This window comes from Longivirga aurantiaca (assembly GCF_042660085.1).
GTDB lineage: Bacteria > Actinomycetota > Actinomycetes > S36-B12 > CAIYMF01 > Longivirga > Longivirga aurantiaca.
Genome location: NZ_JBHSTI010000008.1, coordinates 1,754,399 through 1,780,646 on the forward strand (window position 1 = coordinate 1,754,399; position 26,248 = coordinate 1,780,646).

Here is a 26,248-nt window from a genome sequence, read left to right on the forward strand (position 1 = left end):
AGCCTCGCCCGAACGGCCGATGGAACCACCAGGCACGGGACGCGTTACGCTGCGTAACATCACCCGCGGGGTGGGAACACTCGACGCCCGGGACGCAACGGGGATCGACGGAGGGACACGTCACTCATGGCTACCGACTACGCCAAGGCGCTCGGCGCACGCCTCAGGGCCATCCGCCAGCAGCAGGGCCTCTCGCTCCATGGCGTGGAGGAGAAGTCGCAGGGCCGCTGGAAGGCGGTCGTGGTGGGCTCGTACGAGCGCGGCGACCGTGCCGTCACCGTCCAGAAGCTGGCCGAGCTCGCGGACTTCTACTCGGTGCCCGTCTCCGAGCTGCTGCCCGACTCGTCGCCGTCCGTCGCGGCCGAGGCGCCCAAGCGGCTCGTCATCGACCTCGAGCGCCTCGGCCAGGTGCCGGCGGAGAAGGCCGGCCCGCTGGCCCGCTACGCCGCCGCCATCCAGGCCCAGCGCGGCGACTACAACGGCCGCGTGCTCTCCATCCGCCAGGACGACCTGCGCACCCTCGCGGTCATCTACGACGAGGCCCCGAGCCAGCTCGCCGAGCAGCTCATCGGCTGGGGCGTGCTCAACCCCGAGGCCCGCGGCGCGATCGACTAGCGCACGTATGACGAAGGCCCCCGGCAGCGTGAGCGCCGGGGGCCTTCGTCGTACGTGCTAGATGCCGCTGGGGATCTGGGTTCCCATGCGGTGCACGCGCATGCCGTTGGTCGTGCCGGGGACGCCCGGCGGCACGCCCGCGATGATGACGAGCAGCTCGCCGACGGTGGCGCGGCCGTTCTCCTGGAGCGCGGCGTCGACAATGCTCACCATCTCGTCGGTGCTGACGACCTTGGGCACGAGGTAGGTCTCGACGCCCCACGAGAGCGCGAGCTGGCTGCGCACGCGCGGGTTCGGCGTGAAGGCCATGAGCGGCATCGCCGGGCGGTAGCGAGAGACGAGGCGGGCCGAGCGGCCGGTCTCGGTGAAGGCGATGACGCCGGAGGCGTGCACGTCCTGCGCCACACGGACAGCGGCGCGCGTGATGGACCGCGAGGTGGAGTCGTTGGGGTCGGTGACGACGGGCAGCTGGTCGAGCGCCTCGCCCTCGACCTCCTCGATGATGCGGCTCATCGTGCGCACGACGTGCGCAGGGTGCGAGCCGACCGAGGTCTCGCCCGAGAGCATGAGGGCGTCGGTGCCGTCGAGGACGGCGTTGGCGACGTCGCTGGCCTCGGCGCGCGTGGGGCGCGTCATCGAGACCATCGAGTCGAGCATCTGGGTCGCCACGATGACCGGCTTGGCGCGGCGGCGGGCGAGGGTGATCGCGCGCTTCTGCACCAGCGGCACCTGCTCGAGCGGCAGCTCCACGCCCAGGTCGCCGCGGGCGACCATGATCCCGTCGAACGCGTCGATGATCGACTCGAGGTTGGCAACGGCCTGCGGCTTCTCGATCTTGGCGATGACCGGCAGCCGCACGCCCTCGTCGTCCATGATCTTCTGCACGTCGAGGAGGTCGTCGGCGCTGCGGACGAACGACAGCGCGATGATGTCGACGCCGAGGCGCAGGGCCCAGCGGAGGTCGGCGACGTCCTTGTCGGACATTGCAGGGACGCTGACGGCGACGCCGGGGAGGTTGATCCCCTTGTTGTCGCTGACGCGGCCGCCCTCGACGACCTCGGTCACGACCGACCGCTCGTCGACCTCGATCGCGCGCAGCGCCACCTTGCCGTCGTCGATCAGGATCATGTCGCCGGGGTGGACGTCGCCGGGCAGGCCCTTGTAGGTCGTGCCGCACATGTCGACGTCGCCCGGCACGTCGTCGATGGTGATCGTGAAGCGGGCGCCGGGCTCGAGCACCACCGGTCCGTTGGCGAAGGTCGCCAGCCGGATCTTGGGGCCTTGGAGGTCGACGAGGATGCCGATCCCCCGCCCGGCGGTGTCTCCAGCAGCACGGACCCACCCGTAGACCCGCTCGTGGTCGGCGTAGGAGCCGTGCGAGAGGTTCATGCGGGCGACGTCCATGCCGGCGTCGACGAGGGACTGGATGCCCTCCTGGCTCGCTACAGCGGGCCCGAGGGTGCAGACGATCTTGGCGCGGCGCACGTAGGTAACCCTATCCCTGCCGGAGTGTGGTTGAAAGCGGTTGCAGTTCAGCACGGGCTCACGGCCCCCGCACCTCGGGTGCGGGAGCCGTGCCGCGGCTCAGACGACGAGCGGTCGGGCCGTCGGAGGGATCGGCGCCGGGAGCGTGGTGCTGCCCGACAGCCAGGTGTCGACCCCCGCCGCGGCCGAACGGCCCTCGGCGATGGCCCACACGATGAGCGACTGTCCGCGGCCGGCGTCCCCGGCGACGAAGACGCCCGGGACGGTGCTCATGTAGGAGCGGTCGCGCACGATGTTGCCGCGCTCGTCGAGCTCGACGCCGAGCTGCTCGAGCAGCGGGCCGCGCTCCGGGCCGGTGAAGCCCATCGCGAGGAACACGTAGTCGGCCGGCAGCTCCCGCTCGCTGCCGGGCACCGGCTCGAAGCGGCCGTCCTTGAACTCGACCTCGACGATCTCGAGCGCCCGCACCCGGCCGTTGCCGTCATCGACGAAGCGCTGGGTGTTGACGGCGTAGACGCGCTCGCCGCCCTCCTCGTGGGCGCTCGTGACCTTGTACGACATCGGGTACGTCGGCCAGGGCTGGCCCTTCGGCCGCGACTCCGGAGGCATGGGCATGATCTCGAGCTGGGTGACCGAGGCCGCGCCCTGGCGGTGCGAGGTGCCGAGGCAGTCGGCCCCGGTGTCGCCGCCGCCGATGATGACGACGTGCTTGCCGGCGACGTCGATCGGCGCGACATCGAGGTCGCCCTCCTGCACGCGGTTCGCACCGGGCAGGAACTCCATCGCCTGGTGCACGCCCGCGAGCTCGCGGCCCGGGACGGGCAGGTCGCGCCACTGGGTCGCGCCGACCGAGAGCACGACGGCGTCGTACCGCTTGCGTAGGTCGGTGCCCGTGACGTCGGTGCCGACGTCGACGCCCGCGCGGAACTTCACGCCCTCGGCCTGCATCTGCGCGAGGCGGCGGTCGAGGTGGCGCTTCTCCATCTTGAACTCGGGGATGCCGTAGCGCAGCAGGCCGCCGACGCGGTCGGCGCGCTCGAACACGGCGACCGTGTGGCCGGCGCGGGCGAGCTGCTGGGCCGCGGCGAGACCGGCCGGGCCGGAGCCGATGACCGCGATGGTCCTGCCCGACTGGCGAGGTGCGGGCTGCGGCGTGATCCAGCCCTCGTCCCAGGCGGCGTCGACGATCTCGACCTCGACCTGCTTGATGGAGACCGGGTCCTGGTTGATGCCGAGCACGCAAGCGGTCTCGCACGGCGCAGGGCACAGCCGGCCGGTGAACTCCGGGAAGTTGTTGGTCGCGTGCAGTCGCTCGGACGCGAGGCGCCAGTCGCCCCGCCAGACCAGGTCGTTCCACTCCGGGATGAGGTTCCCGAGCGGGCAGCCGTTGTGGCAGAACGGGATGCCGCAGTCCATGCAGCGCCCGGCCTGCTTCTCCAGCGTCTCGGTCGGGAAGGGCTCGTAGACCTCGCGCCAGTCACGGATGCGGATGTCGACCGGACGGCGCGTGGGGCCCTCGCGACCGGTGGTGAGAAAGCCCTTCGGGTCAGCCATGGTTCGACTCCATCACTGCGAGCAGGACGTCACGGCCCTCGCGCTCGGCTGCGGCCTGGGCCGCCAGCACGCGCGCGTAGTCGCGGGGCATGACCTTGGTGAAGCGGCCGGCGACCTCGCCCTGCTCGAGCAGTGCGGACGCGACCGTGGAACCGGTCTCCTCGTGGTGACGACGCAGGAGCTCGGTGACGCGGGCGACGTCGTCGTCGTCCAGCGGCAGGAGGTCGACCAGCTCGGGGTTGACCCGGCCGGCGTCGGCGTCGAGCAGGTAGGCCACGCCGCCCGACATGCCCGCCGCGAAGTTGCGGCCGGTCGGGCCGGCGATGACGACCGTGCCGCCCGTCATGTACTCGCAGCCGTGGTCGCCCACCCCCTCGACGACGGTGCTGGCGCCGGAGTTGCGGACGCAGAAGCGCTCGCCCACCCGGCCGCGGAGGTAGATCTCCCCCGACGTCGCGCCGTACCCGATCACGTTGCCCGCGATCACGTTGGCCTCGGCGTCGAACTGGGCTGCGCGGTCGGGGCGGACGATGACGCGACCGCCCGACAGGCCCTTGCCGACGTAGTCGTTGCTGTCGCCCTCGAGCCGCAGCGTGATGCCCCGCGGCAGGAACGCGCCGAACGACTGACCGGCCGACCCGGTGAAGGTGAGGTCGATCGTGCCGTCGGGAAGGCCGTCAGCGCCGTACCGTCGGCTGACCTCCGAGCCGAGCATCGTGCCGACCGTGCGGTTGACGTTGCGCACCACGACCTGGGCCCGGACGGGCTCGCCGCGCTCGAGAGCGTCTGCGGCGAGCGCGATCAGCTCGTTGTCGAGGGCGCGGTCGATGCCGTGGTCCTGCGTCACCGTCTGGTGCAGCGAGGCGCCCTCGGCGATCGCGGGCACGTGCAGGATGGGCGTCAGGTCGAGACCCTCGGCCTTCCAGTGGTCGACGGCCCTGGTCGGGTCGATGAGCTCGGCGTGGCCGACAGCCTCGAGCAGGGTGCGGAAGCCCAGGCTCGCCAGGATCTCGCGCACCTCCTCGGCGAGGAAGGTGAAGAAGTTCTCCACGAACTCGGGCTGGCCGTTGAAGCGCTCGCGCAGGACGGGGTTCTGCGTCGCGACGCCGACGGGGCAGGTGTCGAGGTGGCAGACGCGCATCATGACGCAGCCCATCACCACGAGCGGCGCGGTCGCGAAGCCGAACTCCTCGGCGCCGAGCAGCGCCGCGATGACGACGTCGCGACCGGTCTTGAGCTGGCCGTCGGTCTGCACGACCACGCGGTCGCGCAGGCCGTTGAGCAGCAGCGTCTGCTGGGTCTCGGCCAGGCCGAGCTCCCACGGACCGCCCGCGTGCTTGAGCGAGGTGAGCGGCGAGGCGCCGGTGCCGCCGTCGTGGCCCGAGACCAGCACGACGTCGGCGTGCGCCTTGGCGACGCCGGCCGCGACGGTGCCCACGCCGACCTCGGACACCAGCTTCACGTGCACGCGGGCACGCGGGTTGGAGTTCTTGAGGTCGTGGATGAGCTGGGCGAGGTCCTCGATCGAGTAGATGTCGTGGTGCGGCGGCGGCGAGATGAGACCGACGCCCGGGGTCGAATGACGCGTCTTGGCGATCCACGGGTAGACCTTGTGGCCGGGCAGCTGGCCGCCCTCGCCGGGCTTGGCGCCCTGCGCCATCTTGATCTGCAGGTCGTCGGCGTTCACGAGGTAGTGGCTCGTTACTCCGAAGCGGCCGGACGCGATCTGCTTGATGGCAGACCGCTTCGAGTCGCCGTTCGGCAGGGGCTCGAAGCGCTCCGCGTCCTCGCCGCCCTCACCCGTGTTGGACTTCGCGCCGATGCGGTTCATCGCGATGGCGAGGGTCTCGTGCGCCTCGCCGGAGATGGAGCCGTACGACATCGCACCGGTCGAGAACCGCTTGACGATCTCGCTGACCGGCTCGACCTCGTCGATGCTGATCGGCTCGCGCGCGCCGTCCTTGAAGGCGAAGAGGCCGCGCAGCGTCATGAGGCGCTCGGCCTGGTCGTTGACGCGCGAGGTGTACTGCTTGAAGACGTCGTACCGACCCTCGCGCGTGGCGTGCTGGAGGCGGAAGACGGTCTCGGGGTCGAACAGGTGCGGCTCGCCCTCGCGGCGCCACTGGTACTCGCCGCCGACGTTGAGGCGGCGGTGGGCCGGCGAGATGCCGTTCGGCGGGTAGGCCACGGCGTGCCGGCGCGCGGTCTCCTCGGCGATGACGTCGAGGCCGACGCCGCCGAGGCGCGAGGTGGTGCCGGTGAACCAGGCATCGACGACGTCCTGCGAGAGGCCGATCGCCTCGAACACCTGGGCACCGCGGTACGACGCCACGGTGGAGATGCCCATCTTGCTCATCACCTTGAGGACGCCCTTGCCGAGCGCCTTCACGAGGTTGCGCACGGCCTTCTCGGGCGCGATGTCGGTGATGATGCCGCGACGGACGAGGTCCTCGACCGACTCCATCGCGAGGTACGGGTTGACCGCCGCCGCGCCGTAGCCGATCAGCAGTGCGACGTGGTGGACCTCGCGGACGTCTCCTGCCTCGACGATGAGCCCCGCCATCGTGCGCTCCTTCTGGCGCACGAGGTGGTGGTGCACGGCCGAGGTGAGCAGCAGCGAGGGGATCGGCGCCTTGTCGGCGTCCGAGTCGCGGTCCGACAGCACGATGAAGCGCTTGCCGTCCGCGATGTGCCCGGAGACCTCGGCGCAGATCTCGCGGAGGCGCGCCTCGAGGGCCGCTCCCCCGCCGTCGACGTCGTACAGGCCGGAGACCTTGGCGGCCGAGAAGCCGGGGAGGTCGCCGTCCTTGTTGACGTACAGGATCTTGGCGAGCTCGTCGTTGTCGATCACCGGGAACGGCAGGACGAGCTGGCGGCAGTGGGCCGGCGTGGCCTCGAGGATGTTGACCTCGGGGCCGATGTGGCTCGAGAGCGACGTGACGAGCTCCTCGCGGATCGCGTCGAGCGGCGGGTTGGTGACCTGCGCGAAGAGCTGCGAGAAGTAGTCGAACAGCATGCGCGGGCGCTCGGACAGCACCGCGATGGGCGTGTCGGTGCCCATCGAGCCGATGGCCTCGGCGCCGGACTTCGCCATCGGCGCGACGAGGATGCGGAGCTCCTCCTCGGTGTAGCCGAAGGTCTGCTGACGACGGAGCACTGACTCGGTGGTGTGCACGATGTGCTCGCGCTCGGGCAGCGAGTCGAGGTGCATGACGCCGGCGTGCAGCCACTCGTCGTACGGCGCGGCCGCGGCCAGCTCGGCCTTGATCTCGTCGTCCTCGACGATGCGGTGCTGCTCGGTGTCGACGAGGAACATGTGCCCGGGCTGCAGGCGGCCCTTGCGCACGATCGTGGACTGGTCGATGTCGAGGACGCCCGCCTCGGAGGCCAGCACCACGAGACCGTCGTCCGTGACCCAGAAGCGGCCCGGGCGCAGGCCGTTGCGGTCGAGGACCGCGCCGATCACGGTGCCGTCGGTGAAGCAGACGTCGGCGGGGCCGTCCCACGGCTCGGTGAGCGTGGCGTGGAACTCGTAGAACGCCCTGCGCGCGGGGTCCATCTCGGTGTGGTTCTGCCACGCCTCGGGGATCATCATGAGCACGGCGTGGGGCAGGCTGCGACCACCGAGGTGCAGGAGCTCCAGCACCTCGTCGAAGGACGCGGAGTCCGAGCCCCCGTCCGTGCAGATCGGGAACAGGCGCGACAGGTCGCCGGGGAGCAGGTCGCTCGTCAGCTGTGCCTCGCGCGCCTTCATCCAGTTGCGGTTGCCCTTGACGGTGTTGATCTCGCCGTTGTGCGCGATGAGGCGGTACGGGTGCGCGAGCGGCCAGCTCGGGAAGGTGTTCGTGGAGAACCGCGAGTGCACGAGGGCGAGGGCCGAGGTGTAGCGCTCGTCGACGAGGTCGGGGAAGAACTCCTTGAGCTGCCCGGTCGTGAGCATGCCCTTGTAGACGATCGTGCGCGAGGACAGCGACGGGAAGTAGACGTCGGCCTCGTGCTCGGCGCGCTTGCGCAGGCAGAACGCCATCCGCTCCAGGGCCATGCCCATCACGCGGTGGCCGGGTGCCTGGACGAACAGCTGCTTGAAGCGCGGCATCACGCTGCGGGCGGTCGCGCCCACCGACGAGGCGTCCACGGGGAGCTCGCGCCACGTGACGACCTCGAGGCCCTCCTCGATGGCGATCGCCTCGATCTGCTTCATCGCGGCCTGCTCGGCCTCGTCCTCGTCCGGGAGGAAGGCGATGCCGACGGCGTACGAGCGGCGCGGGGGCAGGGTGACGCCCTGCTCGGCCAGGACGGCGTGGAAGAACTGGTCCGGGAGCTGGGTGAGGATGCCTGCGCCGTCGCCGGAGTCGGGCTCGGAGCCCGAGGCGCCACGGTGCTCGAGGTTCTCGAGCGCAGTCACGGCCTTGCGCACGACGTCGTGCGACTTGTCCCCCGACATCTGCGCGACGAAGGCGACACCGCAGGCGTCGCGCTCGTGCTCGGGGTGGTACAGGCCCTGGGGGGCGGGGATGGCCGACCGCATGGTCACTCCCGGTGGCTCGCCGATACCGGTCCGCGCGCTGGGAGCGGGATCCGGTGGGGTCGAGCAGGGGGACGACATTGGCCGCGCTGCTGTGCGCAGACTGTAACGCGCCGGGTGTACCGACGTGCAACAGGGGCGCGTGTGTCCCATCCCACGAGATCCCGCGTCTCACATGCTGGGAGCTACCGCGACCCAGCGGATCAGGAGATGGACGTCCCCACGAGGGAGCCGACGCCGAAGGTGACCGCGGCGGCGGCGGCGCCCACGAACAGCTGGCGCAGGCCGGAGAACCACCAGGAGCGGGCGGTGACGCGCGAGACGACCGCGCCGGCCGCGAACAGGCCCATGAGCGACAGCACGAGCGACCAGGTGAGCGTGGTGGCGCCGAAGGCGTAGGGCAGCACCGGGATCATCGCGCCCGCCACGAACGACAGGAACGACGAGCCGGCGGCGAGCCACGGGTTGGGCAGCTCGCCCGGGGCCATGCCGAGCTCCTCGCGGGCGTGCACCTCGAGCGCCGCATCGGGGTTCTTCGCCAGCTGGCTCGCCATCTCCACCGCGAGCTCGCGGTCGATGCCGCGGGAGACCCAGATCTCGGCGAGCTCCTTGGCCTCGGCGTCGGGGTTGCGCGACAGCTCGCGGCGCTCGTTCTCGAACTCCTGCTCGGCGAGCTCGGACTGCGACGCCACCGAGGTGTACTCCCCCGCGGCCATCGAGAACGCGCCCGCCGCGAGGCCCGCGAGCCCGGCGAGCACGACCGCGCTGCGGTTGCCGTCGGCGAGGCCCGCCGTACCCCCGGCCACGCCTGCCATGAGCGCGAAGTTGGAGACGAGGCCGTCCATGGCTCCGAAGACGGCCGGTCGCAGCCAGCCGCCCGTGACGTCGCGGTGGTGCTCGAGGGGGATGCTCACGGGGTCGAACCTACCGGCGGGTCGCCGGGCTCGCTCTCAGCGAGGGCACCCTCACCTGCGGCGGGGACGTCGTCGGCGCCGTCGGCGTCGGCGGATTCGTCGTCGGCGGCAGCGTCGTCGGCGGGCTCGGCGTCGCGTCCGCGCAACGACGCAGGGTCCTCGCGGCCCGGTCGGAGCCGCGCGCTCAGGACGATGTAGAGGATCCCGCCGACGATCACCACCAGGGAGGTGAAGACGTTGAGGCGGATCCCGAAGAACTGGTTGGCATCGTCGATCCGCATCGTCTCGATGATGCCGCGGCCGACGGAGTAGAGCGTGATGTAGAGCGCGAACACCCGGCCGTGGCCCATGCGCCAGCGGCGGTCGGCCCACACGAGCACGATCGCGACGAGCACGCACCAGATCGACTCGTACAGGAAGGTCGGGTGGAAGGTGGCGTACTGCTCGTAGCCCTCGGGGCGGTTGACCGGATCGATCTGCAGGCCCCACGGCAGGTCGGTGGGCGCGCCGAAGAGCTCCTGGTTGAACCAGTTGCCCCAGCGTCCGATCGCCTGCGCCAGGACGATGCCCGGGGCGATGGCGTCGGCGAACGGCGGCAGCGGGATGCCCCTGCGGCGTACGCCGATCCACGCGCCGACGCCGCCGAGGATGACCGCGCCCCAGATGCCGAGGCCGCCGTCCCAGATGCGGAACGCCGCGAGCAGGCCCTTGCCGTTCTCGCCGAAGTAGATCTGGTTGTCCGTGATCACGTGGTACAGCCGGCCGCCGACGATCCCGAAGGGCACGGCCCAGATCGCGACGTCGGCCACGGTGCCGGGCAAGCCTCCGCGCTCGACCCAGCGCTTCCCGCCGTACCAGATCGCCACGACGATCCCGAGCAGGATGATGAGCGCGTAGGCGCGGATCGGCAGCGGGCCGAGGTACCAGACGCCCTGGCTCGGGCTCGGGATGGATGCCAGGACGCCCGACGTCCCCGGCGCCGCAAGGGCGCCGGGGACGTGGAGGCCGAAGAAGGTCGTCACTTGTTGTCGGCGATGTACTTCTTGAGGGCGTCGATCGTGGCGTATGCGTCGTTCGGGACCTCCTGGCCGTCCAGGAACAGCGACGGCGTGCCGGGCACGTTCGAGTCGCGGAAGACCGTGTACGAGTTGACCGTCCACTGCTTGTACTTCTGGTCGGTGACGCAGGTCTCGTACGTGGTCGCCGCGTCGCCCGTGATTCCGGCGTCCTTGCCGAACTGGATCAGCTGCTCGTCGGTCCAGCCGTCGCCCTCGTTCTCGGGAGCAGGCTGGTTGGCGAAGATGATGTCCTTCACCTCGGCACCCTTTCCGGCGTCGACGGCGCAGCCGTAGGCGTTCGCGGCGCGGGTCGAGGAGTTGGGGTTCGGGCTCTTCGGGAAGTTCTTCTCGATGAAGGTCGTCGGGCGGTAGACGAGCTGGATCGTGCCGTCGTCCGCGAGCTTCTGGATGTCGGCACCGAGCCGGGCCTCGAACGCGGCGCACGCCGGGCAGCCGAAGTCCTCCCAGATCGAGAGCACCGGCACGTCGGCCTTGTCGTTGTACGGCACGCCCCAGGCGTAGTCACCGCTCGTGAAGGTGCCCTGGGGCACGGCCGCGTCGGCCACGACGCCGGTGCTGTCGCCGCTGCTGCCCCTCGACCCGATCACACCGACGGCGATGATGCCGGCGACGAGCACGGCGATCACGGCACCGCCGATGATCTGGATCCGGCGGTCGCGCTTCTTCTGCTCGGCCTCGGCGGCGGCACGCGCAGCGGCGGCCTTCTCCTTGGTCGACTTCTTGCTCTCAACCATCGTCGTGCTCCTCGGGCGGCGCGGACGCCGTGTCGTGGGGGCTGTGCAGGTCGTGGTGCGGGGCGATCAGGCCGTGCTGTCGGTGCCGACGAGGTCGGCCTCGTCCTCGTCGTCGTACGCGGAGACGTCGACCGGGTCCCGGTCGAGCGAGAACTTCGTGCGGGGCCAGGCGACGAGCCACGTCGCCATGCCGACGAACAGGAAGTCGCGCAGCAGGTAGCTGGCGTACCGCAGCGTCTTGCCGTCGGCGCTGATGTCGCCGCCACCGCCGAAGCAGCCGCACTCGATGGAGTAGCCGCGCACCCAGACGCTCACCACGCCGATCATGAAGCCGACCATCAGCAGCGCGGTGCCGAGGGCGGCCCAGCGCGTGAACAGCCCGACGAGCAGCAGGACGGCGAGCAGGATCTCGAAGGCGGGCAGCGCCCACGAGAGCAGCGGCACGAGCGCGTCGGGCACGAGGCGGTAGGCGATGATCACCGACCGGGCGCCGTCAGACTCGAACAGCTTGGGCACGGCGGCGAACAGCAGGATGCCGGCGAGCGCGACGCGCAGGAGCGTGCCGATCCAGGCGCGGACCTCGGAGTTCACGGGCTGATCATCCCTCATGACGACGTGGCGGGCCGGGACCGACCCCCTGGAGGGACGCTCGCACGGCCGTGGATGTTCCCCGATTCAACCAACCGATGCCCGGATGTGACCGGACGGCTCAGACGTGCGCGTGTCGGCGCACGCCCTCGGCCAGCTCGGCCGCCAGCCTTCCCACCGCCGCGACCCCGGCCGCAGGTGTCTCGGCGTCGAGCAGCAGGCGCACGAAGGCTGAACCCACGATGACACCGTCGGCGTATGCCGCGACGTCGGCGGCCTGGTCGGGTGTCGACACGCCGAGACCGACCGCGATCGGCAGGCTCGTGCGCGGACGGGTGCGCGCGACGAGCTCGGGGGCCGCGGCCGACACCGACTTCACGCCGGTCACACCCATGAGGGAGGCGGCGTAGACGAAGCCGGAGGTGATCCCGCAGACGACGTCGATCCGCTCGTCGGAGCTGCTCGGGGCCACGAGGAAGACCCGGTCGAGCCCGGCCTCGTCGGTGGCCGCGATCCAGGGGCCGGCCTCCTCGGGCGTGAGGTCGGGCGTGATCACGCCCGTGCCGCCGGCGGAGGCGAGGTCGCGCGCGAACCGCTCGATCCCGTACCTCTCGATGGGGTTCCAGTAGGTCATCACGAGCGTCGGCGCGCCGGTGCGGGCGACGGCCTCGGCCGTCGCGAGCACGTCCCTGGTGGTCGTGCCCTGACGCAGGGACTGCTCGGCGGCGGCCTGGATGGTCGGGCCGTCCATGAGCGGGTCGGAGTACGGCAGCCCGATCTCGACGACGTCGACGCCGTTCTCGACCATCACGCGGATGGCGTCGACGGCGCCGTCGACCGACGGGAAGCCGGCGGGCAGGTAGCCGACGAGGGCGGCCCGGTCCTCGGCCCGTGCGGCCGCGAAGGCCTCGTGGAGCGTGCTCACGCGCGTCCCTCCGGGGCTCGCTCGCCCTCGAGGATCCCGAACCAGCGGCTCGCGGTCTCGACGTCCTTGTCGCCACGGCCGGAGCAGTTGATGAGGATGATGCCGTCCGGGCCGAGCTCCTTGCCCAGGCGGATCGCCCCGGCGAGCGCGTGCGCGGTCTCGATCGCGGGGATGATCCCCTCCGTGCGGCACAGGAGGCGGAACGCCTCCATCGCCTCGGTATCGGTGACCGCCTCGTAGGTCGCCCGCCCGGTCTCGGCCAGGAACGCGTGCTCCGGGCCGACGCCCGGGTAGTCGAGCCCCGCGCTGATCGAGTGCGACTCGACGGTCTGGCCGTCCTCGTCCTGCAGGACGAAGGACCGCTGGCCGTGCAGGACGCCGACGCTGCCGCCGGTGATGGCCGCGGCGTGGCGGCCGGTGTCGACGCCGTCGCCGCCGGCCTCGTAGCCGCGCAGCTGCACCGACGGGTCGTCGTAGAAGCCGGAGAAGATGCCGATCGCGTTGGACCCGCCGCCGACGCACGCGACCACGGCGTCCGGGAGGCGGCCCGTGAGGGCGAGCACCTGCTCGCGCGACTCGACTCCGATGATGCGGTGGAACTCGCGCACCATCTCCGGGAACGGGGCAGGGCCGGCGACGGTGCCGATGATGTAGTGCGTGTCGTCGACGTTCGTGACCCAGTCGCGCATGGCCTCGTTCATCGCGTCCTTGAGCGTGCGGCTCCCGGACATGACCGGCACGACCTCGGCGCCGAGGAGCTTCATCCGCGCGACGTTGAGGGCCTGGCGGCGGGTGTCCTCCTCGCCCATGTAGACCACGCACTCGAGACCGAACAGCGCTGCCGCCGTGGCGGTGGCGACGCCGTGCTGGCCGGCGCCGGTCTCGGCGATGACGCGGGTCTTCCCCATCTTCAGCGTGAGCAGCGCCTGGCCCAGCACGTTGTTGATCTTGTGCGAGCCGGTGTGGTTGAGGTCCTCGCGCTTGAGCAGGATCCGCGCGCCGCCCGCGTGGGCGCCGAAGCGGACGCACTCGGTGACGGGGTTGGGCCGACCCGTGTAGTTCGCCTGCAGCGAGGCGAGCTCGGCCTGGAACTCGGGGTCGACCTTGGCCGCGCGGAACGCGGCGTCGAGCTGGTCGAGGGCGACGATCAGCGCCTCGGGCACGAACCGCCCGCCGAAGCGGCCGTAGTGGCCGGTCGTGTCAGGGAACGCGGTGGTGTCGGGGGTGCTCTCGGTCGCGGTCATGCGGGAAGTCTCTCAGTGGTCGGGCGAGTCAGCCACGCGCGTTCTTGACGGCAGGGTGGGCCCCCGCCGCGACGAGGTCCTGGACCGCCGTGCGCGGGTCGCCGCCGGTGACGAGGGACTCCCCCACGAGGACGGCGTCGGCCCCGGCGTGGGCGTAGGCGATGAGGTCGTGCGGCCCGCGCACGCCCGACTCGGCGATGCGCACGCAGCTCTCGGGGATCGAGGGCGCGACACGGGCGAAGGTCTCGCGGTCGACCTCGAGGGTCTTGAGGTTGCGGACGTTGACACCGATGACCGTGGCGCCGGCGTCCACCGCGCGGGCCACCTCGAGCTCGTCGTGCACCTCGACCAGCGGGGTGAGCCCGAGCGAGCGCGCGCGCTCGATCAACGAGACCAGCGCCTCCTGCTCGAGGGCGGCCACGATGAGCAGCGCGACGTCGGCGCCGTACGCCCGCGCCTCCCAGAGCTGGTAGCTGGAGACGATGAAGTCCTTGCGCAGCACGGGGATGTCGACGGCGGCACGGACGGCGGCGAGGTCGTCGAGCGAGCCGCCGAACCGGCGCTGCTCGGTGAGCACGCTGATGATGTGCGCGCCGCCGGCCTCGTAGTCGCGGGCGAGCGCCGCGGGGTCGGCGATGGCAGCCAGCTGGCCCTTGCTGGGGCTCGAGCGCTTGACCTCGGCGATGACGGCGACGCCGTCCTGGCGCAGGACCGCCTCGGCGTCGATCGCCGCGGGGCGGGCGGCGGCGAGCCGCTTGAGCTCGTCGAGGCTCGTGGCCTCCTGCCGTGCGGCGAGGTCTTCGCGCACGCCGGCCAGGATGTCGTCGAGCACCGTCATGCGGTGAGGCTATCCGTTGCGGTGCCGCGGTCGACCCGCCGGGTGGGCGTCAGGCCGCCGCTCCTGATCCCAGCCACGCCAGCACCTCCACTCCCCCGACGTTGCGGACGACGGTGAACACCGCCAGCGCTCCGACCACGGGCCAGAGGACCGCCGGGCGCAGCAGCGCGTCGGACACCGCCTGGACGGGGTGCGCGCGCTCTCCGTCGGGGTCGCCGATCCACTCCCGGCGCAGCCAGGCCACCCAGAGCAGGACGACCGGGACCACGAGGACGACGGTGAGCAGGTTGTGGTCGGCGGCACCGAGGAGGTCTCCGCGCGCCAGCGCGTGGGTGGCGCGCAGACCGCCGCAGAACGGGCAGTCGAGGCCGGTCAGCGCCTTGGTCGGGCAGAGCGGGTAGTGCCCCGGCTCGTTGGGGTCGACGAGCCCGACGTAGGCGACGCCGACCAGCGCAGCCGCGCCGACGGCGAGCGGCGCACGCGCGGCAGTGGGGATCACGGCACCAGGGTAGGCGCCGGGCCCGGCAGCACCACGCCGATCCGCGCGCCACCCTCCGGCGCGGTGCCCGCGAAGGCCCGCCCGCCCAGCCTCTCCGCGAGCCGGCCGACGAGGGCGAGCCCCACTCCGGTGCCGACGGTCCGGACGCCTCGGTAGCGCTCGTAGAGGGCCGCGGGCTCGAACGCCACCGCGACGTCGTCCGGCGTGAGCCCCGGTCCGCCGTCCCGCACCTCGAGGACCGCCGATCCGGGCTGCGCATGCAGCGCGATGACGAGCGGCCCTCCCGTCGGCGTGACCCGCAGGGCGTTCTCGCACAGGTTGTCGACGACCTGCCGCACCCGGAGCGGATCGGTGCGGACGACGAGCGTCGCCGGGAGCTCGGCGGAGAACCGGACGCCGACCTTCTCGCAGCGCGCCGACCAGACACCGGCCGCCTCGTGGCACACCGTCACGAGGTCGACGTCGACGAGCGACAGGCGCAGGTCGGCGGCCCCCAGCCGGGCGAGGTCGAGCAGGTCCGCCACGAGCCGCTCCAGCCGCTGCGCCTCCGTCAGCATGAGCGCGCCGGTCGCCGGCACCTGCTCCGGACCGACGACACCGTCGGCGAGGGCCTCGGCGTACCCCGTGATCCCGGTGAGCGGCGTGCGCAGCTCGTGGCTCACGGTCAGGAGGAAGTCGCGCTGCCTCCCCTCGCTCTGCGCGAGGGCCGACGACAGGCGGTTGAGCGACTCCGAGACGCTCGCCACCTCCTCCGGGCCGTCGACGGGGAGCGCGACGTCGCGCGCACCCGTCGACATGCGCTCGGCCGCATCGGCCGCACGGCGCAGCGGGCGGACGAGGCGCCGGGCCGCGAGCAGCCCCACGCCCGCGGCCACCACGAGCCCGATCAGGCCCGCCAGGAGGAGCCTGCGCAGCGCGACGGTGCCCTGCGAGGCGGCCGCGGCGGAGTCCTGGACGAGGAACACGGACCGGCCCGACCCCGTGGGGCGCCCCTCGATGAGCACCGTGCCCCCGGACCCCGTGCTGCGGACGTCGCTGACCGTGCCGCCCGCGCGGGTGACCGCCAGGTCTGCCTCGGTGACGGGCGGGGAGGCGACGCCCTTCGGACGCACGACGTCGACCGAGATGCCCTGCGCCGCCAGCACCTGGCGCAGCCGCGCGCCGTTCATCATCTGGCCCATCACGCCGTCGTCCTGGCGGTCGATCACCTCGGCGAGCAGGTCCGCCTGGGTGCCGAGCTGCTGGCGCGCCTGGGTCTGGGCAGCCGCGCTGATGAGCGGGTACGACACGACACCGGCGACCAGCACCGCCACGACGGCCACGAGCGCGGTGACGAGGGCGAGCTGCGCGCCCAGGGTCGTGCGCCCGGACGACGCCGCGGGGGCGCTCACGGCGTCTCGGCGCTGTAGCCGACGCCGCGCACGGTGCGGATCGGGCTCGCGTCGCCGAGCTTGGCGCGCACCTGGGCCACGTGGACGTCGACCGTGCGGGTGCCTGCGGCGGCGGCGTAGCCCCAGACCTCCGAGAGCAGCTGCTCGCGCGAGAGCACCCGGCCGGGGCTCTTCATGAGGTGCACGAGGAGGTCGAACTCGGTTGCCGTCAGCTCCACCTCGGCGCCGTCGACACGCACCTTGTGCGCATCCCGGTCGACCTCGACGCGTCCGAGCACGAGGTGCGGCGAGGCGGTCACCACGCCGCTGCGGCGGACGGCGGCCTTCACCCGGGCCACGACCTCGCGCGGCGAGAACGGCTTGGTGATGTAGTCGTCGGCACCGAGCTCGAGGCCCAGCACACGGTCGATCTCGTCGTCGCGCGCCGTGCAGAACAGGATCGGCACCCAGTCGCCGTCCGCGCGCAGCCTGCGGCAGACCTCGGTGCCGTCGATCTCGGGGAGCCCCACGTCCAGGACGACGGCCACGGGGTGCAGGGCCCGCGCCGAGGCGAGCCCGCCGCGGCCGTCGCGCTCGACATGGACGCCGAAGCCCTCGCGGGACAGGTAGAGGCGGAGCAGGTCGGCGATGGCCGCCTCGTCCTCGACGACGAGGACCAGGCCCTTCTGCTCGGTGCTCACGCGCTCAGCGTGGCAGAGCCGGAGGCACGCTCACGTGAGCGTGATGTTCGGGTCGTGCAAAGAGTCCGTAGGACCCGGGAGATCAGTGCTCGGCGGGGGCGGTGCCCTGGCCGTAGCCCATCATCGACATGACCTTGCCGACGACGCCGCCGACGACGAAGAGGCCGACGCCGCCGATCCAGAACAGCGCCCAGTTGGCCGCGAGGACCCCGACCGCGCCGATGACGAAGGCGACCATGCAGATGGTCACCGCGGTCCACGCTGCGGGCGTGTTGCCGTGGGAGTTGAACGGGCGCTCGCTCATGGGGTGTCCTCCGGTGCGTCGGTCGGCGTCATTGTGCCAGTCGCGGGGCCGGGAGACCTGCCCCGGGTCGGCTCCGGCTGCGTGTCGGGCGCGGGGTCCGCTGTCGGGTCGACGGTCGGGTCGACGCCCTGGTCGAGCTGCTCCCACGCGCTCGCCGGACCGGTCGGGGCGCCGGCAGCAGCCGAGGACCCGTCGCCGTCGGCCCTCTCGTACTTCCGTCCCATCACCGGCCAGGTGCCGCCGCGCAGCGCGGCCAGGACCCCGACGACCACGAGGAGCGCTCCCCCGACGGCGACGACAACCCACCAGGGGCGCACCGACAGCTCGACGTCGACGTCGATCCCGGCCTTCTCGGAGACGAGCCGGACGACGTCGGCGCGGTTGCCCGCTCCGGTGCCGAACCAGAGCGCGCCCACCAGCGCGACGAGCCCCTCGAGGACGAGCAGCACGCCGGTGACGGCGCGGCCGAAGCGGCGGGTGGCCACAAGCCCGGCGATCCCGGCGAGGGCGAGGATCGCCGAGGCCGAGCCGGCCGGCTGGATCTCGCGGCCCTTCAGCTCGACCGCCAGCGAGGGCAGGCCCTCCTGCAGGACGACCGCGCTGGCCCACACCTGGGCGTACCCGACGAACAGCAGCGCGGCGCCGACGGCCAGCAGGAGGAGCGCCCGGCGGTAGCCCCTGCGGTCCGGGGCGACGGCCTCGGCGAGCAGGCCCGCGTCGTCGCTCATGCGCTGCCGGCCGGGCGCATCGTGGCGGCCATGGCCACGGCGCGCAGCACGGCCGCGGCCTTGTTGCCGCACTCCTCGTGCTCGGTCGCGGGCACCGAGTCGGCCACGAGCCCCGCACCCGCCTGCACGTGGGCGACCCCGTCCTTGATGACGGCCGTACGGATCGCGATGGCGGTGTCGAGGTCGCCGGCGAAGTCGAGGTAGCCGACGCACCCGGCGTAGACGCCACGGCGCACCGGCTCGAGCTCGTCGATGATCTCCATCGCCCGCGGCTTCGGCGCCCCCGAGAGCGTGCCCGCCGGGAACGTCGCCGCCAGCACGTCGTACGCCGTGCGCCCCTCGGCGAGGGTGCCGACGACGGTCGAGACGATGTGCATGATGTGGCTGTAGCGCTCGACCTTCATGAACTCCACGACCTCGACCGAGCCCGGCGCGCAGACGCGGCCGAGGTCGTTGCGGCCGAGGTCGACGAGCATGAGGTGCTCGGCCCGCTCCTTCTCGTCGGCGAGGAGCTCCACCGCGAGCGCGTTGTCCGCCTCGGGGGTGGCGCCGCGGGGACGCGAGCCCGCGATCGGGTGCAGCAGCGCGCGACCGCCCTCGACCTTCACCAGCGCCTCCGGCGAGGAGCCCACGATGTCGAAGGCCACCTCGTCCGACAGCGAGCCGTCGTCGGTCACGACGGGCACGCGCAGCAGGTACATGTACGGGCTCGGGTTGGTGACGCGCAGGACGCGGTACACGTCCAACGAGGTGGCGGGGCTCGGGGCGCTGAACCGCTGCGACAGCACGATCTGGAAGGCGTCGCCGGCGCGGATGTACTCCCTGCAGGCCTCGACGCCGGCCATGTAGGTCGCGGCGTCGGTGCGCGAGGAGACCTCGCCGACCGCGGCGACGTCGTACGTCACGGCCGAGGCGGACGAGTGGGTGGCGAGGTCGGACTGCATGGCGTCGAGCCGGCGCACGGCGTCGGCCCAGGCGTCGTCGACCCGCTCGTCGGTGGCGTCGTAGTTGATCGCGTTGGCGATCAGGAGCACCGAGCCGTCGTGGTGGTCGAGGACTGCGAGGTCCGTGGCGAGCAGCATCGCGAGCTCGGGCACGCCGATCTCGTCCGGGTTGGTGTCCGGCAGGCGCTCCCACCGGCGGACGACGTCGTACGAGAGGTAGCCGACCATCCCACCTGTCAGCGGGGGCAGGCCGGGGAGCCGCTCGGTGTGCAGCGCGGCGATCGTGTCGCGCAGCGCCTCGACCGGGTTGCCGCTCGTGGGCAGGCCCACGGGGGCGTTGCCGAACCAGCGGGCCTCGCCGCCGACCTCGGTGAGCATGGCCGCGCAGCGCACCCCCACGAACGAGTAGCGCGACCACGATCGGCCGTGCTCGGCGGACTCGAGCAGGAACGTGCCGGCGCGCTCCCCCGCGAGCTTGCGGTAGAGGCCGGTAGGCGTCTCGCCGTCGGCGAGCAGACGTCGTACGACGGGGATGACGCGCCGCTCACGGGCGAGGGCGCGGAAGGTCTCGAGGTCGGGCGCTGCCGACCCGGCGAACCCGCCGGGGTACGGCGACTGCTCGGCGGCGGGGCTCATGCGGTCACCAGGCGGTCCGCGTCGAAGCAGGTGCGGTCGCCGGTGTGGCAGGCGCCGCCCACCTGGTCGACCTTGACGAGGACGGTGTCGCCGTCGCAGTCCAGGCGCACCTCGCGCACGTGCTGCACGTGGCCCGAGGTGTCGCCCTTGACCCACAGCGACTGCCGCGACCGCGACCAGTACGTGGCCCGTCCGCTCGTCAGCGTGAGGCGGAGCGCCTCGGCGTCCATCCACGCGACCATGAGCACCTCGCCGGAGTCCCACTGCTGCGCCACCGCGGTGACGAGGCCGCGGTCGTCGAAGCGGACGCGGGCGAGCAGGTCGTCGGCTGGTGTCTCGGTCACGCGCGCCATTCTGCCGTGACACCGGCCCGGTGCAGTCCCGGGTTACGGCGGGTCGGCGTGGCAGGATCTGCATCGCGGTCGAGGGGCGGCCGTGACGGCCGGTGACGCAGGGGGATCCGATGACCGACCAGCCGCGGGACCCGTTCGCGCCACCGGACTCTGCCGGTTCGTTCCGTCCGACCGGCTTCCCGCCGCCCGCGCCGCCGGTGCCGGCGTTCCCGCCGCCCACCGGCGCGCCGCTGCCCCCGCCTCCGTGGTCCGGCGACCCCTTCGGTGCGGCCGTCCCGCCGAAGCCGCGACGCAGGGGACGCGGCCTGATCATCGCCGGTGCGGTGGCGGCCGGCGTGCTCCTGCTCGGGGCAGCCGGCATCGGGGCCGTGCAGATGCTCGACGGCGCGCTCAGCTCGTCCCGGGCGGGGCTGTCGACCACGGGCACGGGCGGCGACGTCTGGATCAGCGACGTCGGCGCCGGGGACTGCTACGTGCTCGACGCCGAGGAGCGGCGCGAAGCGAGGGCGGGCTACGTGACCCTCGTCGACTGCACCGAGCCGCACGACGGCCAGGTGTACGCCGTCGTCCCGGTCGACTTCGACAGCTGGCCCGGCAAGCGCGAGGTCAACGACGCCGCCGAGAAGGGCTGCAGGGCGAAGGACGTGCTGCTCGACGACGCCATCTGGGACGCCACCGGGCTCGCGGGGAACTGGTACCTGCCGTTCGAGGAGGACTGGGACGTCGAGGACCACACCGCGCAGTGCGTGGTGGAGGCGGACGACGCGCTCGGCCTGCGCCGGTCGTGGCTCGCCAGCGACTCCGGCACCTCGACCGAGGCCGCCTGACCCTGGTCAGGCGCGGCGCAGCCAGCGCCCGCCCTCGCCGATCGTGAGCAGCAGGAGCATGGCGGCCGTCGCGGCGATGGCGAGCCAGTTGCCCAGGCTCACGCTCGCCGAGACCCCTGCCCCGTCGACGCCGGTCGTGCGCTGGTAGAGCGAGCCGAGCAGGCTCAGCGCGGAGAGGACGACGAGCGTCCACCCTGCCCAGCGGTGCCCGCGCACGGTCATCACCCCCATCACGAGGTAGAGGCACGAGGCCGCGGCCATCACCAGCCCCACGACCAGGACGGTTCCGAGGATCGCGGAGGCGAACTCGTCCAGCCCCTGGATATCCGGGTTCGCCGCCACCGCCTGCTCGATCTCGGACTTGGCCGCGAGGTAGCCGACGAGCGTGAGTGCCGCTCCCAGTGCCGCGAGGACTCCGAACACGATCGAGATCACGCCGGCGGCGAGCACGGAACCGGGCCGCACGTCGGCGGGGGCCGCCGCCGCGCGGCGGTGGGCGTGCGCCGCCGTCGACGCCGTGGGGTCCCAGACGGTCGGAGCGTCGTCGTACCCGGCGGCGATGCTGTTGTGCACGGGCACGGCGCCGTAGCCCGGAGCCGCGTGCGGTCCGGTGGGCACGGCCGCGTCCACCGGGAGGCCGAACTGGTTGACCGCGGGGGCGGGCTGCGTCGCCGCGTACTGCTGCTGCACGGGCGCCTGCGGCGCCGCGGGCATGCCGAAACGGTCCGTCGCCGAGCCGGGCGGCGGCGTCGACCGGGGGCCGGTGGCGAAGAAGTCGTACTCCGGTGCAGCCATGGCGAGAACCCTCCCCGGGGCAGGAGGGACCTCCCACCCCACTATCGACCTCGGCAGGGGTGGACCTGCCCTTGAGCGCCGTACGGCTGACCGAGCGACCCCGACGTAGGCTGCGAGCACGAGCCGCAGGGACGTGCGGCAGGTCTGGAGGACCCGGTGGCCAGCAACTCCGTCGCGCGTGCCGAGCGCGCCGCGCTCGCCGAGCTGATGACCGAGGTGGGCCCGGACGCGCCCACGCTGTGCGGCACCTGGACGACGCGCGACCTCGCTGCGCACCTGGTGCTGCGCGAGCGCCGCCCCGAGGCCCTGGGCCTCGTGATCCCGGCGCTGCGCGGGCGGATGGAGTCGGTGCAGGACGGCATCGCGGCGCGGCCGTACGACGAGGTCGTGGCCGAGGTGCGGCAGGGTCCGCCCTTCTGGAACCCGATGGGGATCGGGCCGTTCGACGCCCAGGCCAACACCGTGGAGTTCTTCGTCCACCACGAGGACGTGCGCCGCGCCGCGACCGGGTGGACCCCGCGCGAGCTCGACGCGGCGACGACCGAAGCGCTCTGGAAGGTCGTCGGGACGACCCTGCGCGCGATCGCCCAGCGCTCGCCCGTCGGGATCGACGTCGCACCCTCCGACGGCCCTGCTGCCGGCACGACGACGACGCTCAAGGGCGGCACGCCGTCGGTGACGCTGGTGGGGCCGGTCGGCGAGATCGTGCTCGCGGTCTACGGCCGCGTGACGTCGCTCCTCGAGGTCGTGGGCGATCCGGCGGTGGCCGAGGCGTTCGCGTCGTTCCCGCGCTGAGGGACGGCTACCGGACCGGGTGCCCGGCCTCGCGCAGCGCCGCCTTGACCTCGCCGATCGTGAGGTCGCCGAAGTGGAAGACGCTGGCTGCGAGGACCGCGTCGGCACCGGCGTCGACGGCGGGTGCGAAGTGGGCGAGCCTGCCCGCGCCGCCGCTCGCGATCACCGGCACTGTCACGCGCGCACGGACGGCGCGCAGCAGCGGCAGGTCGTAGCCGTCCTTGGTGCCGTCGGCGTCCATCGAGTTGAGCAGGATCTCGCCGGCGCCGAGCTCGGCTGCCAGCACGGCCCAGCCGACGGCGTCGATCCCGGTGGATCGGCGTCCGCCGTGGGTCGTGACCTCCCAGCCCGACTCCGTCGTGACGCCCTCGGGGCAGCGCCGTGCGTCGACCGACAGCACGACGCACTGGGCGCCGAAGCGCTCGGCAGCCTCGCGCAGCAGCTCCGGCCGCGCGATCGCGGCGGTGTTGACGCCGACCTTGTCGGCACCGGCCCGCAGCAGGCGGTCGATGTCGTCGACCGTGCGGACGCCGCCACCGACGGTGAGGGGGATGAAGACCTGCTCGGCGGTGCGGCGGACGACGTCGTACGTCGTGGCGCGGTCGCCGCTGCTCGCGGTGATGTCGAGGAAGACCAGCTCGTCGGCTCCCTGGGCGTCGTACGCACGGGCGAGCTCGACCGGGTCGCCTGCGTCGCGGAGGTCGACGAAGTTCACACCCTTGACGACGCGGCCTGCGTCGACGTCGAGGCACGGGATGACACGGACGGCGACCGACACGACGCACAGCCTAGGCGGGCGTGCTCGACGGGCCTTCATCGGTTCTCTGCCTTACCGTCGTCGGATGACCGAGCACCCGGGCGGAGCGCAGTCCATCGAGGAGACGCAGCGGCTCGCGGCCAGCGCGTACCTGTCGTTGACGACGTACCGGAAGGACGGCACCGCAGTGCCGACACCGGTGTGGGCGAGCACCGACGGCACCCGGCTCTACGTGTGGACCCAGGCCGACTCCGGCAAGGTGAAGCGGGTGCGCCACCGCGGCCACGTGCAGGTGGCGCCGTGCGACGCGCGCGGTTCGCTGCAGGGCGCCCCGGTCGACGCCAGCGCCCGGGTCGTCGACGCACCCGAGGAGCTCGCCAGGATCGAGGGACGGCACAGGGCGAAGTACGGCGTGCAGTTCACGCTGTTCCGCCTCGCCGGCAAGGTCTTCCGCCGCGGCCGCCCTTACGCCGGCCTCGAGATCACCGTCGTCTGACCCTCGCCCCCCCACGTGTGCGATGGAGTCCGGGCCCCCGCCGGGCGACGATGGCCGAAGGCCTCGCCCGGTAGGGGGCTTCATCCGATAGAGCCGAACGATCGAGGCATTCGTCGGGACGGCTGCCCTGAGGCTCAGGGTGCGGCCGGGGCGTCCGTACGGCGCTCTCCCCCGGCCCAGCGCAGCGCAGCGCCGGCGGCGAGCATGACCGCGATCGCCGCCGCGGCGTTGAGCGGCAGCCCGGTGTACTCGATCGTGCGGGTCGGGAACCCGCCGAGCCCCGTCGCGGAGATCACGAGCGTCGAGGCGCCGATGCCGAACGTCGCCACCGCCGCGACGACCGCGGCGGTCCGCGGCGAGGGACGCCGCCCGCGCAGCGGCGCGTCCCACCAGACCAGGGGGGCGTGCTCGAGCGGCCAGAGCAGGCGTACGACGGCCCACACGCCGACGCCGTACGCCGCGATGAACACGACGCTGCCGAGCAGGTAGCCCCAGCCGTCCGGCACGGGGTAGCCGTCCGAACCGATCGTGACCGGCCGGTCGAGACCCAGTGCGTGCGCGGTCGTCGCCACGGCGATGAGCACGGGCAGGTGCCAGAGGTACAGCGTCATCGCCACGAGGTTGACGCCGGTCACCGGGCGCCAGATGCGCGGCCGCTCGAGGAGGCGGCGCAACGGCGCATCCAGCAGCGTGACCAGCGCTGCCAGCACGACGGAGTGGATCGCGAGCACGATCGTGGGCGGCGCCATGTTGCTCACGGGCTCGCCCGGCATGCCGACCATCGAGACGGGGTACGGGCCGAAGCGGATGAGCACGGCGTTCGCCGCGAAGCCGAGCGCCACGGCGGCGACCATGACCGGCCACGGGTAGGCGCCGAGGGTGCCGTGCGAGCGCAGCGCGCCGAGGTAGGCGGGGACGGCCCACGCGAGCACGAAGTTGAGCAGCGCCACCGCCTCGGGGAGGCCGAGGGCGAACCGCGCGAGGTCGACGAGCGCGACGAGGCCGAGCAGGAGCAGGAGCCCCAGCACTCCCCCGACGAGGCTCGTACGGCGGAACAGCGGCGCGAGCGCCGTCACCAGCAGGTAGGCGCCGAGGAACCACAGCAGCTGCGTGGTCAGCATCATGAGCGGCTCGGCAGTCTCGGCCGGCGCGAGCAGGGTGACCACCGTCGCGATCACGGCCATGAGCGCGAGGTAGATCCAGGCCGGCCTCAGAAGCCGTCGTCCGCGCCCCCACAGCCAGCTCGCGTAGTCGCCGCCGCGCGCGTGGTGCCGCTCGTACGACAGGGCATTGGCCGCGCCGCCTGCGAAGAAGAACAGCGGCATGATCTGCAGGAGCCAGGTGAGCGCCTGCGTCCAGGGGTACGCCGCGAGCACGTTGCCCAGCACCGGTACGCCGCCCGGCCAGACCACGACGGCCATGACCACGTGACCGGCCACGACGACCAGCAGCGCCGCCGCGCGGGCGCCGTCCACGACACGGTCGCGGTCAGGGGGCGTCTCGGCCGCAGCCCGCGCCGTCGGCACCGCCGCGAACACCCGCACGCTCACGCCCTCAGCGTGGCACGGGGTTTGCGATGAAGGAATGGGCCCCGCCAGGCGACACTGGGCGAAGCCCTCGCCCGGTAGGGGACTTCGTTGCTCAGAGCGCAACGAAGTCGGCCTTCATCCGCGAGCGTCGAGACGGCTCAGGTGGCGTGGCGGTCGGTGAAGTCGAGGATGCGGGTCCACGCGTCGGCGCAGGCCTCGGCGTGGTCGGCGAAGCTGCGGTCGAAGAAGGAGTGCGGCGCACCGTCGTACACGTGCCGCTCAGCGTCGACGCCGCGGGCGGTGAGCCCCGCGATGAGGTCGTCGAAGCTCTCGGGCGCGATGCTCTGGTCTGCGCCCGCGAGCAGCATGAGGATCGGCGCCCGCACCTGGTCGGCCACGGGGTCGACGGTGTCGACGCTGCCGTAGAAGCCGATCGCGCCGTCGAGGCCGGGCTGGTCGGCCGCCTGGCGGTAGGAGTTGCGGCCGCCGAAGCAGAAGCCGACGGTGAACACCGACTCGGCACCGTCGGCGCGGAGCTTGTCGATGCACGCGGCGACGTCGGCCGCGATGCCGGGCTGGGTGGTCTGCGGGATGTGCGTCTGCCAGTCGAAGCCCTCGGCGCGGTCGTCGGAGTCCGCCGTACGGCCGAACCAGTCGAAGGCGACGGCGTGGAAGCCGGCCTCGGCGAACCGCTCGGCGAGGTGCTTGTAGTAGTGGTGCAGGCCGCGGATGTCGGGGAGGATCACGATCCCCTTCGTCGACGGCGCGGCCGGGTGCGCCTCGTACGCCAGGAAGCTGTTGCCGTCGGCGGCGGTGAGGCGCAGGTCGCCGTGGGCGCCGACCTCCCCCTGGCGCGGCGGTGCGGGCGGGCGGGACTCGTCGCTGTGGCACATGGCTCGGACCCTACGTCGGCTGGGCACACCCTGGACCGAGGAACCGCGCGATCAGTGAAGGCCGGATGTGTTGCGCTCTGAGCAACGAAGTCCCTACCGGGCGAGGGCTTCGTCCAGTGT

The 26,248-nt window shown here is 72.6% G+C and carries 25 protein-coding genes; 4 read left to right on the forward strand and 21 right to left on the reverse strand.

Annotated elements, in window-relative coordinates:
* Positions 1–126: 126 nt before the first annotated feature.
* Positions 127–615, forward strand: a complete 489-nt coding sequence (gene bldD, locus ACFQGU_RS12295) for a transcriptional regulator BldD (RefSeq protein ID WP_386767057.1) — start codon at positions 127–129, stop codon at positions 613–615.
* 57 nt (positions 616–672) lie between these two features.
* Here bldD and pyk read toward each other — a convergent pair whose 3' ends face one another.
* From pyk to hisI, 17 genes are all read right to left on the reverse strand, one after another.
* On the reverse strand, positions 673–2,100 hold the full coding sequence (gene pyk / locus ACFQGU_RS12300; protein WP_386767059.1) for a pyruvate kinase: 1,428 nt from the start codon (positions 2,098–2,100) through the stop codon (positions 673–675).
* Positions 2,101–2,199: 99 nt separating this feature from the next.
* Positions 2,200–3,654 carry a glutamate synthase subunit beta gene (locus ACFQGU_RS12305; RefSeq protein WP_386767061.1) on the reverse strand — a complete coding sequence of 485 codons (1,455 nt, stop codon included), beginning with the start codon at positions 3,652–3,654 and terminating at the stop codon, positions 2,200–2,202.
* Positions 3,647–8,182, reverse strand: coding sequence for a glutamate synthase large subunit (gltB, locus tag ACFQGU_RS12310; protein ID WP_386767063.1), 4,536 nt, complete (start codon positions 8,180–8,182; stop codon positions 3,647–3,649). The genes ACFQGU_RS12305 and gltB overlap by 8 nt, the downstream gene beginning before the upstream one ends.
* A 200-nt stretch (positions 8,183–8,382) precedes the next feature.
* The gene (locus ACFQGU_RS12315) at positions 8,383–9,093 is read right to left on the reverse strand and encodes a VIT1/CCC1 transporter family protein (protein WP_386767065.1); all 711 of its coding nucleotides are present in this window, start codon (positions 9,091–9,093) and stop codon (positions 8,383–8,385) included.
* Entirely contained in the window at positions 9,090–10,052 is a 963-nt protein-coding gene (gene lgt, locus ACFQGU_RS12320) for a prolipoprotein diacylglyceryl transferase (protein ID WP_386768275.1), read from the reverse strand. The genes ACFQGU_RS12315 and lgt overlap by 4 nt, the downstream gene beginning before the upstream one ends.
* Positions 10,053–10,111: 59 nt before the next feature.
* The gene (locus tag ACFQGU_RS12325; protein WP_386767066.1) at positions 10,112–10,906 is read right to left on the reverse strand and encodes a DsbA family protein; all 795 of its coding nucleotides are present in this window, start codon (positions 10,904–10,906) and stop codon (positions 10,112–10,114) included.
* Between the two features lie 66 nt (positions 10,907–10,972).
* Positions 10,973–11,497: a MauE/DoxX family redox-associated membrane protein gene (locus tag ACFQGU_RS12330; protein WP_386767068.1), complete on the reverse strand. Its 525-nt coding sequence runs from the start codon at positions 11,495–11,497 to the stop codon at positions 10,973–10,975.
* Positions 11,498–11,615: 118 nt separating this feature from the next.
* Complete coding sequence (trpA, locus tag ACFQGU_RS12335) at positions 11,616–12,419, reverse strand: tryptophan synthase subunit alpha (RefSeq protein WP_386767070.1); 804 nt, start codon at positions 12,417–12,419, stop codon at positions 11,616–11,618.
* Positions 12,416–13,663: a tryptophan synthase subunit beta gene (gene trpB / locus ACFQGU_RS12340; RefSeq protein ID WP_386767072.1), complete on the reverse strand. Its 1,248-nt coding sequence runs from the start codon at positions 13,661–13,663 to the stop codon at positions 12,416–12,418. The genes trpA and trpB overlap by 4 nt, the downstream gene beginning before the upstream one ends.
* 28 nt (positions 13,664–13,691) lie before the next feature.
* On the reverse strand, positions 13,692–14,501 hold the full coding sequence (gene trpC / locus ACFQGU_RS12345; RefSeq protein WP_386767074.1) for an indole-3-glycerol phosphate synthase TrpC: 810 nt from the start codon (positions 14,499–14,501) through the stop codon (positions 13,692–13,694).
* Between the two features lie 49 nt (positions 14,502–14,550).
* The gene (locus ACFQGU_RS12350; RefSeq protein ID WP_386767076.1) at positions 14,551–15,000 is read right to left on the reverse strand and encodes a DUF2752 domain-containing protein; all 450 of its coding nucleotides are present in this window, start codon (positions 14,998–15,000) and stop codon (positions 14,551–14,553) included.
* Positions 14,997–16,391, reverse strand: a complete 1,395-nt coding sequence (locus tag ACFQGU_RS12355) for a HAMP domain-containing sensor histidine kinase (RefSeq protein WP_386767078.1) — start codon at positions 16,389–16,391, stop codon at positions 14,997–14,999. The genes ACFQGU_RS12350 and ACFQGU_RS12355 overlap by 4 nt, the downstream gene beginning before the upstream one ends.
* Positions 16,388–17,071: a response regulator transcription factor gene (locus ACFQGU_RS12360; protein ID WP_386767080.1), complete on the reverse strand. Its 684-nt coding sequence runs from the start codon at positions 17,069–17,071 to the stop codon at positions 16,388–16,390. Before ACFQGU_RS12360 ends, ACFQGU_RS12355 begins: the two co-directional genes overlap by 4 nt.
* Positions 17,072–17,153: 82 nt before the next feature.
* Complete coding sequence (locus ACFQGU_RS12365) at positions 17,154–17,375, reverse strand: HGxxPAAW family protein (RefSeq protein WP_386767082.1); 222 nt, start codon at positions 17,373–17,375, stop codon at positions 17,154–17,156.
* Positions 17,372–18,103, reverse strand: coding sequence for a Trp biosynthesis-associated membrane protein (locus ACFQGU_RS12370; protein WP_386767084.1), 732 nt, complete (start codon positions 18,101–18,103; stop codon positions 17,372–17,374). The genes ACFQGU_RS12365 and ACFQGU_RS12370 overlap by 4 nt, the downstream gene beginning before the upstream one ends.
* On the reverse strand, positions 18,100–19,683 hold the full coding sequence (locus ACFQGU_RS12375) for an anthranilate synthase component I (protein WP_386767086.1): 1,584 nt from the start codon (positions 19,681–19,683) through the stop codon (positions 18,100–18,102). Before ACFQGU_RS12375 ends, ACFQGU_RS12370 begins: the two co-directional genes overlap by 4 nt.
* Positions 19,680–20,036, reverse strand: a complete 357-nt coding sequence (hisI, locus tag ACFQGU_RS12380) for a phosphoribosyl-AMP cyclohydrolase (RefSeq protein WP_386767088.1) — start codon at positions 20,034–20,036, stop codon at positions 19,680–19,682. The genes ACFQGU_RS12375 and hisI overlap by 4 nt, the downstream gene beginning before the upstream one ends.
* 110 nt (positions 20,037–20,146) lie before the next feature.
* On the opposite strand from hisI, the gene ACFQGU_RS12385 reads away from it, so the two are divergent.
* The gene (locus tag ACFQGU_RS12385; RefSeq protein ID WP_386767089.1) at positions 20,147–20,863 is read left to right on the forward strand and encodes a hypothetical protein; all 717 of its coding nucleotides are present in this window, start codon (positions 20,147–20,149) and stop codon (positions 20,861–20,863) included.
* A 6-nt stretch (positions 20,864–20,869) separates the two neighbouring features.
* On the opposite strand, the gene ACFQGU_RS12390 is transcribed toward ACFQGU_RS12385, so the two are convergent.
* Positions 20,870–21,658 (reverse strand): hypothetical protein, encoded by a 789-nt coding sequence (locus ACFQGU_RS12390; RefSeq protein WP_386767091.1) that lies wholly within the window; start codon positions 21,656–21,658, stop codon positions 20,870–20,872.
* 156 nt (positions 21,659–21,814) lie between these two features.
* On the opposite strand from ACFQGU_RS12390, the gene ACFQGU_RS12395 reads away from it, so the two are divergent.
* Positions 21,815–22,453 (forward strand): TIGR03085 family metal-binding protein, encoded by a 639-nt coding sequence (locus tag ACFQGU_RS12395; RefSeq protein ID WP_386767093.1) that lies wholly within the window; start codon positions 21,815–21,817, stop codon positions 22,451–22,453.
* Between the two features lie 7 nt (positions 22,454–22,460).
* On the opposite strand, the gene hisF is transcribed toward ACFQGU_RS12395, so the two are convergent.
* Complete coding sequence (gene hisF / locus ACFQGU_RS12400) at positions 22,461–23,231, reverse strand: imidazole glycerol phosphate synthase subunit HisF (protein WP_386767095.1); 771 nt, start codon at positions 23,229–23,231, stop codon at positions 22,461–22,463.
* A gap of 64 nt (positions 23,232–23,295) precedes the next feature.
* On the opposite strand from hisF, the gene ACFQGU_RS12405 reads away from it, so the two are divergent.
* Positions 23,296–23,706 (forward strand): PPOX class F420-dependent oxidoreductase, encoded by a 411-nt coding sequence (locus tag ACFQGU_RS12405; protein ID WP_386767097.1) that lies wholly within the window; start codon positions 23,296–23,298, stop codon positions 23,704–23,706.
* Positions 23,707–23,840: 134 nt separating this feature from the next.
* On the opposite strand, the gene ACFQGU_RS12410 is transcribed toward ACFQGU_RS12405, so the two are convergent.
* Positions 23,841–25,256 (reverse strand): acyltransferase family protein, encoded by a 1,416-nt coding sequence (locus tag ACFQGU_RS12410; RefSeq protein ID WP_386767099.1) that lies wholly within the window; start codon positions 25,254–25,256, stop codon positions 23,841–23,843.
* A 137-nt stretch (positions 25,257–25,393) separates the two neighbouring features.
* On the reverse strand, positions 25,394–26,128 hold the full coding sequence (locus ACFQGU_RS12415) for a dienelactone hydrolase family protein (RefSeq protein WP_386767101.1): 735 nt from the start codon (positions 26,126–26,128) through the stop codon (positions 25,394–25,396).
* Positions 26,129–26,248: the final 120 nt, after the last annotated feature.

Excerpts from the sequence above, each read along its gene's own strand:
- bldD (WP_386767057.1), top strand. The coding sequence starts at position 127 with ATGGCTACCGACTACGCCAAGGCGCTCGGCGCACGCCTCAGGGCCATC.
- ACFQGU_RS12305 (WP_386767061.1), bottom strand. The coding sequence starts at position 3,654 with ATGGCTGACCCGAAGGGCTTTCTCACCACCGGTCGCGAGGGCCCCACG.
- gltB (WP_386767063.1), bottom strand. The coding sequence starts at position 8,182 with ATGCGGTCGGCCATCCCCGCCCCCCAGGGCCTGTACCACCCCGAGCAC.
- ACFQGU_RS12325 (WP_386767066.1), bottom strand. The coding sequence starts at position 10,906 with ATGGTTGAGAGCAAGAAGTCGACCAAGGAGAAGGCCGCCGCTGCGCGT.
- trpB (WP_386767072.1), bottom strand. The coding sequence starts at position 13,663 with ATGACCGCGACCGAGAGCACCCCCGACACCACCGCGTTCCCTGACACG.
- trpC (WP_386767074.1), bottom strand. The coding sequence starts at position 14,501 with ATGACGGTGCTCGACGACATCCTGGCCGGCGTGCGCGAAGACCTCGCC.
- ACFQGU_RS12365 (WP_386767082.1), bottom strand. The coding sequence starts at position 17,375 with ATGAGCGAGCGCCCGTTCAACTCCCACGGCAACACGCCCGCAGCGTGG.
- ACFQGU_RS12370 (WP_386767084.1), bottom strand. The coding sequence starts at position 18,103 with ATGAGCGACGACGCGGGCCTGCTCGCCGAGGCCGTCGCCCCGGACCGC.
- ACFQGU_RS12375 (WP_386767086.1), bottom strand. The coding sequence starts at position 19,683 with ATGAGCCCCGCCGCCGAGCAGTCGCCGTACCCCGGCGGGTTCGCCGGG.
- hisI (WP_386767088.1), bottom strand. The coding sequence starts at position 20,036 with ATGGCGCGCGTGACCGAGACACCAGCCGACGACCTGCTCGCCCGCGTC.
- ACFQGU_RS12385 (WP_386767089.1), top strand. The coding sequence starts at position 20,147 with ATGACCGACCAGCCGCGGGACCCGTTCGCGCCACCGGACTCTGCCGGT.
- ACFQGU_RS12390 (WP_386767091.1), bottom strand. The coding sequence starts at position 21,658 with ATGGCTGCACCGGAGTACGACTTCTTCGCCACCGGCCCCCGGTCGACG.
- ACFQGU_RS12405 (WP_386767097.1), top strand. The coding sequence starts at position 23,296 with ATGACCGAGCACCCGGGCGGAGCGCAGTCCATCGAGGAGACGCAGCGG.
- ACFQGU_RS12415 (WP_386767101.1), bottom strand. The coding sequence starts at position 26,128 with ATGTGCCACAGCGACGAGTCCCGCCCGCCCGCACCGCCGCGCCAGGGG.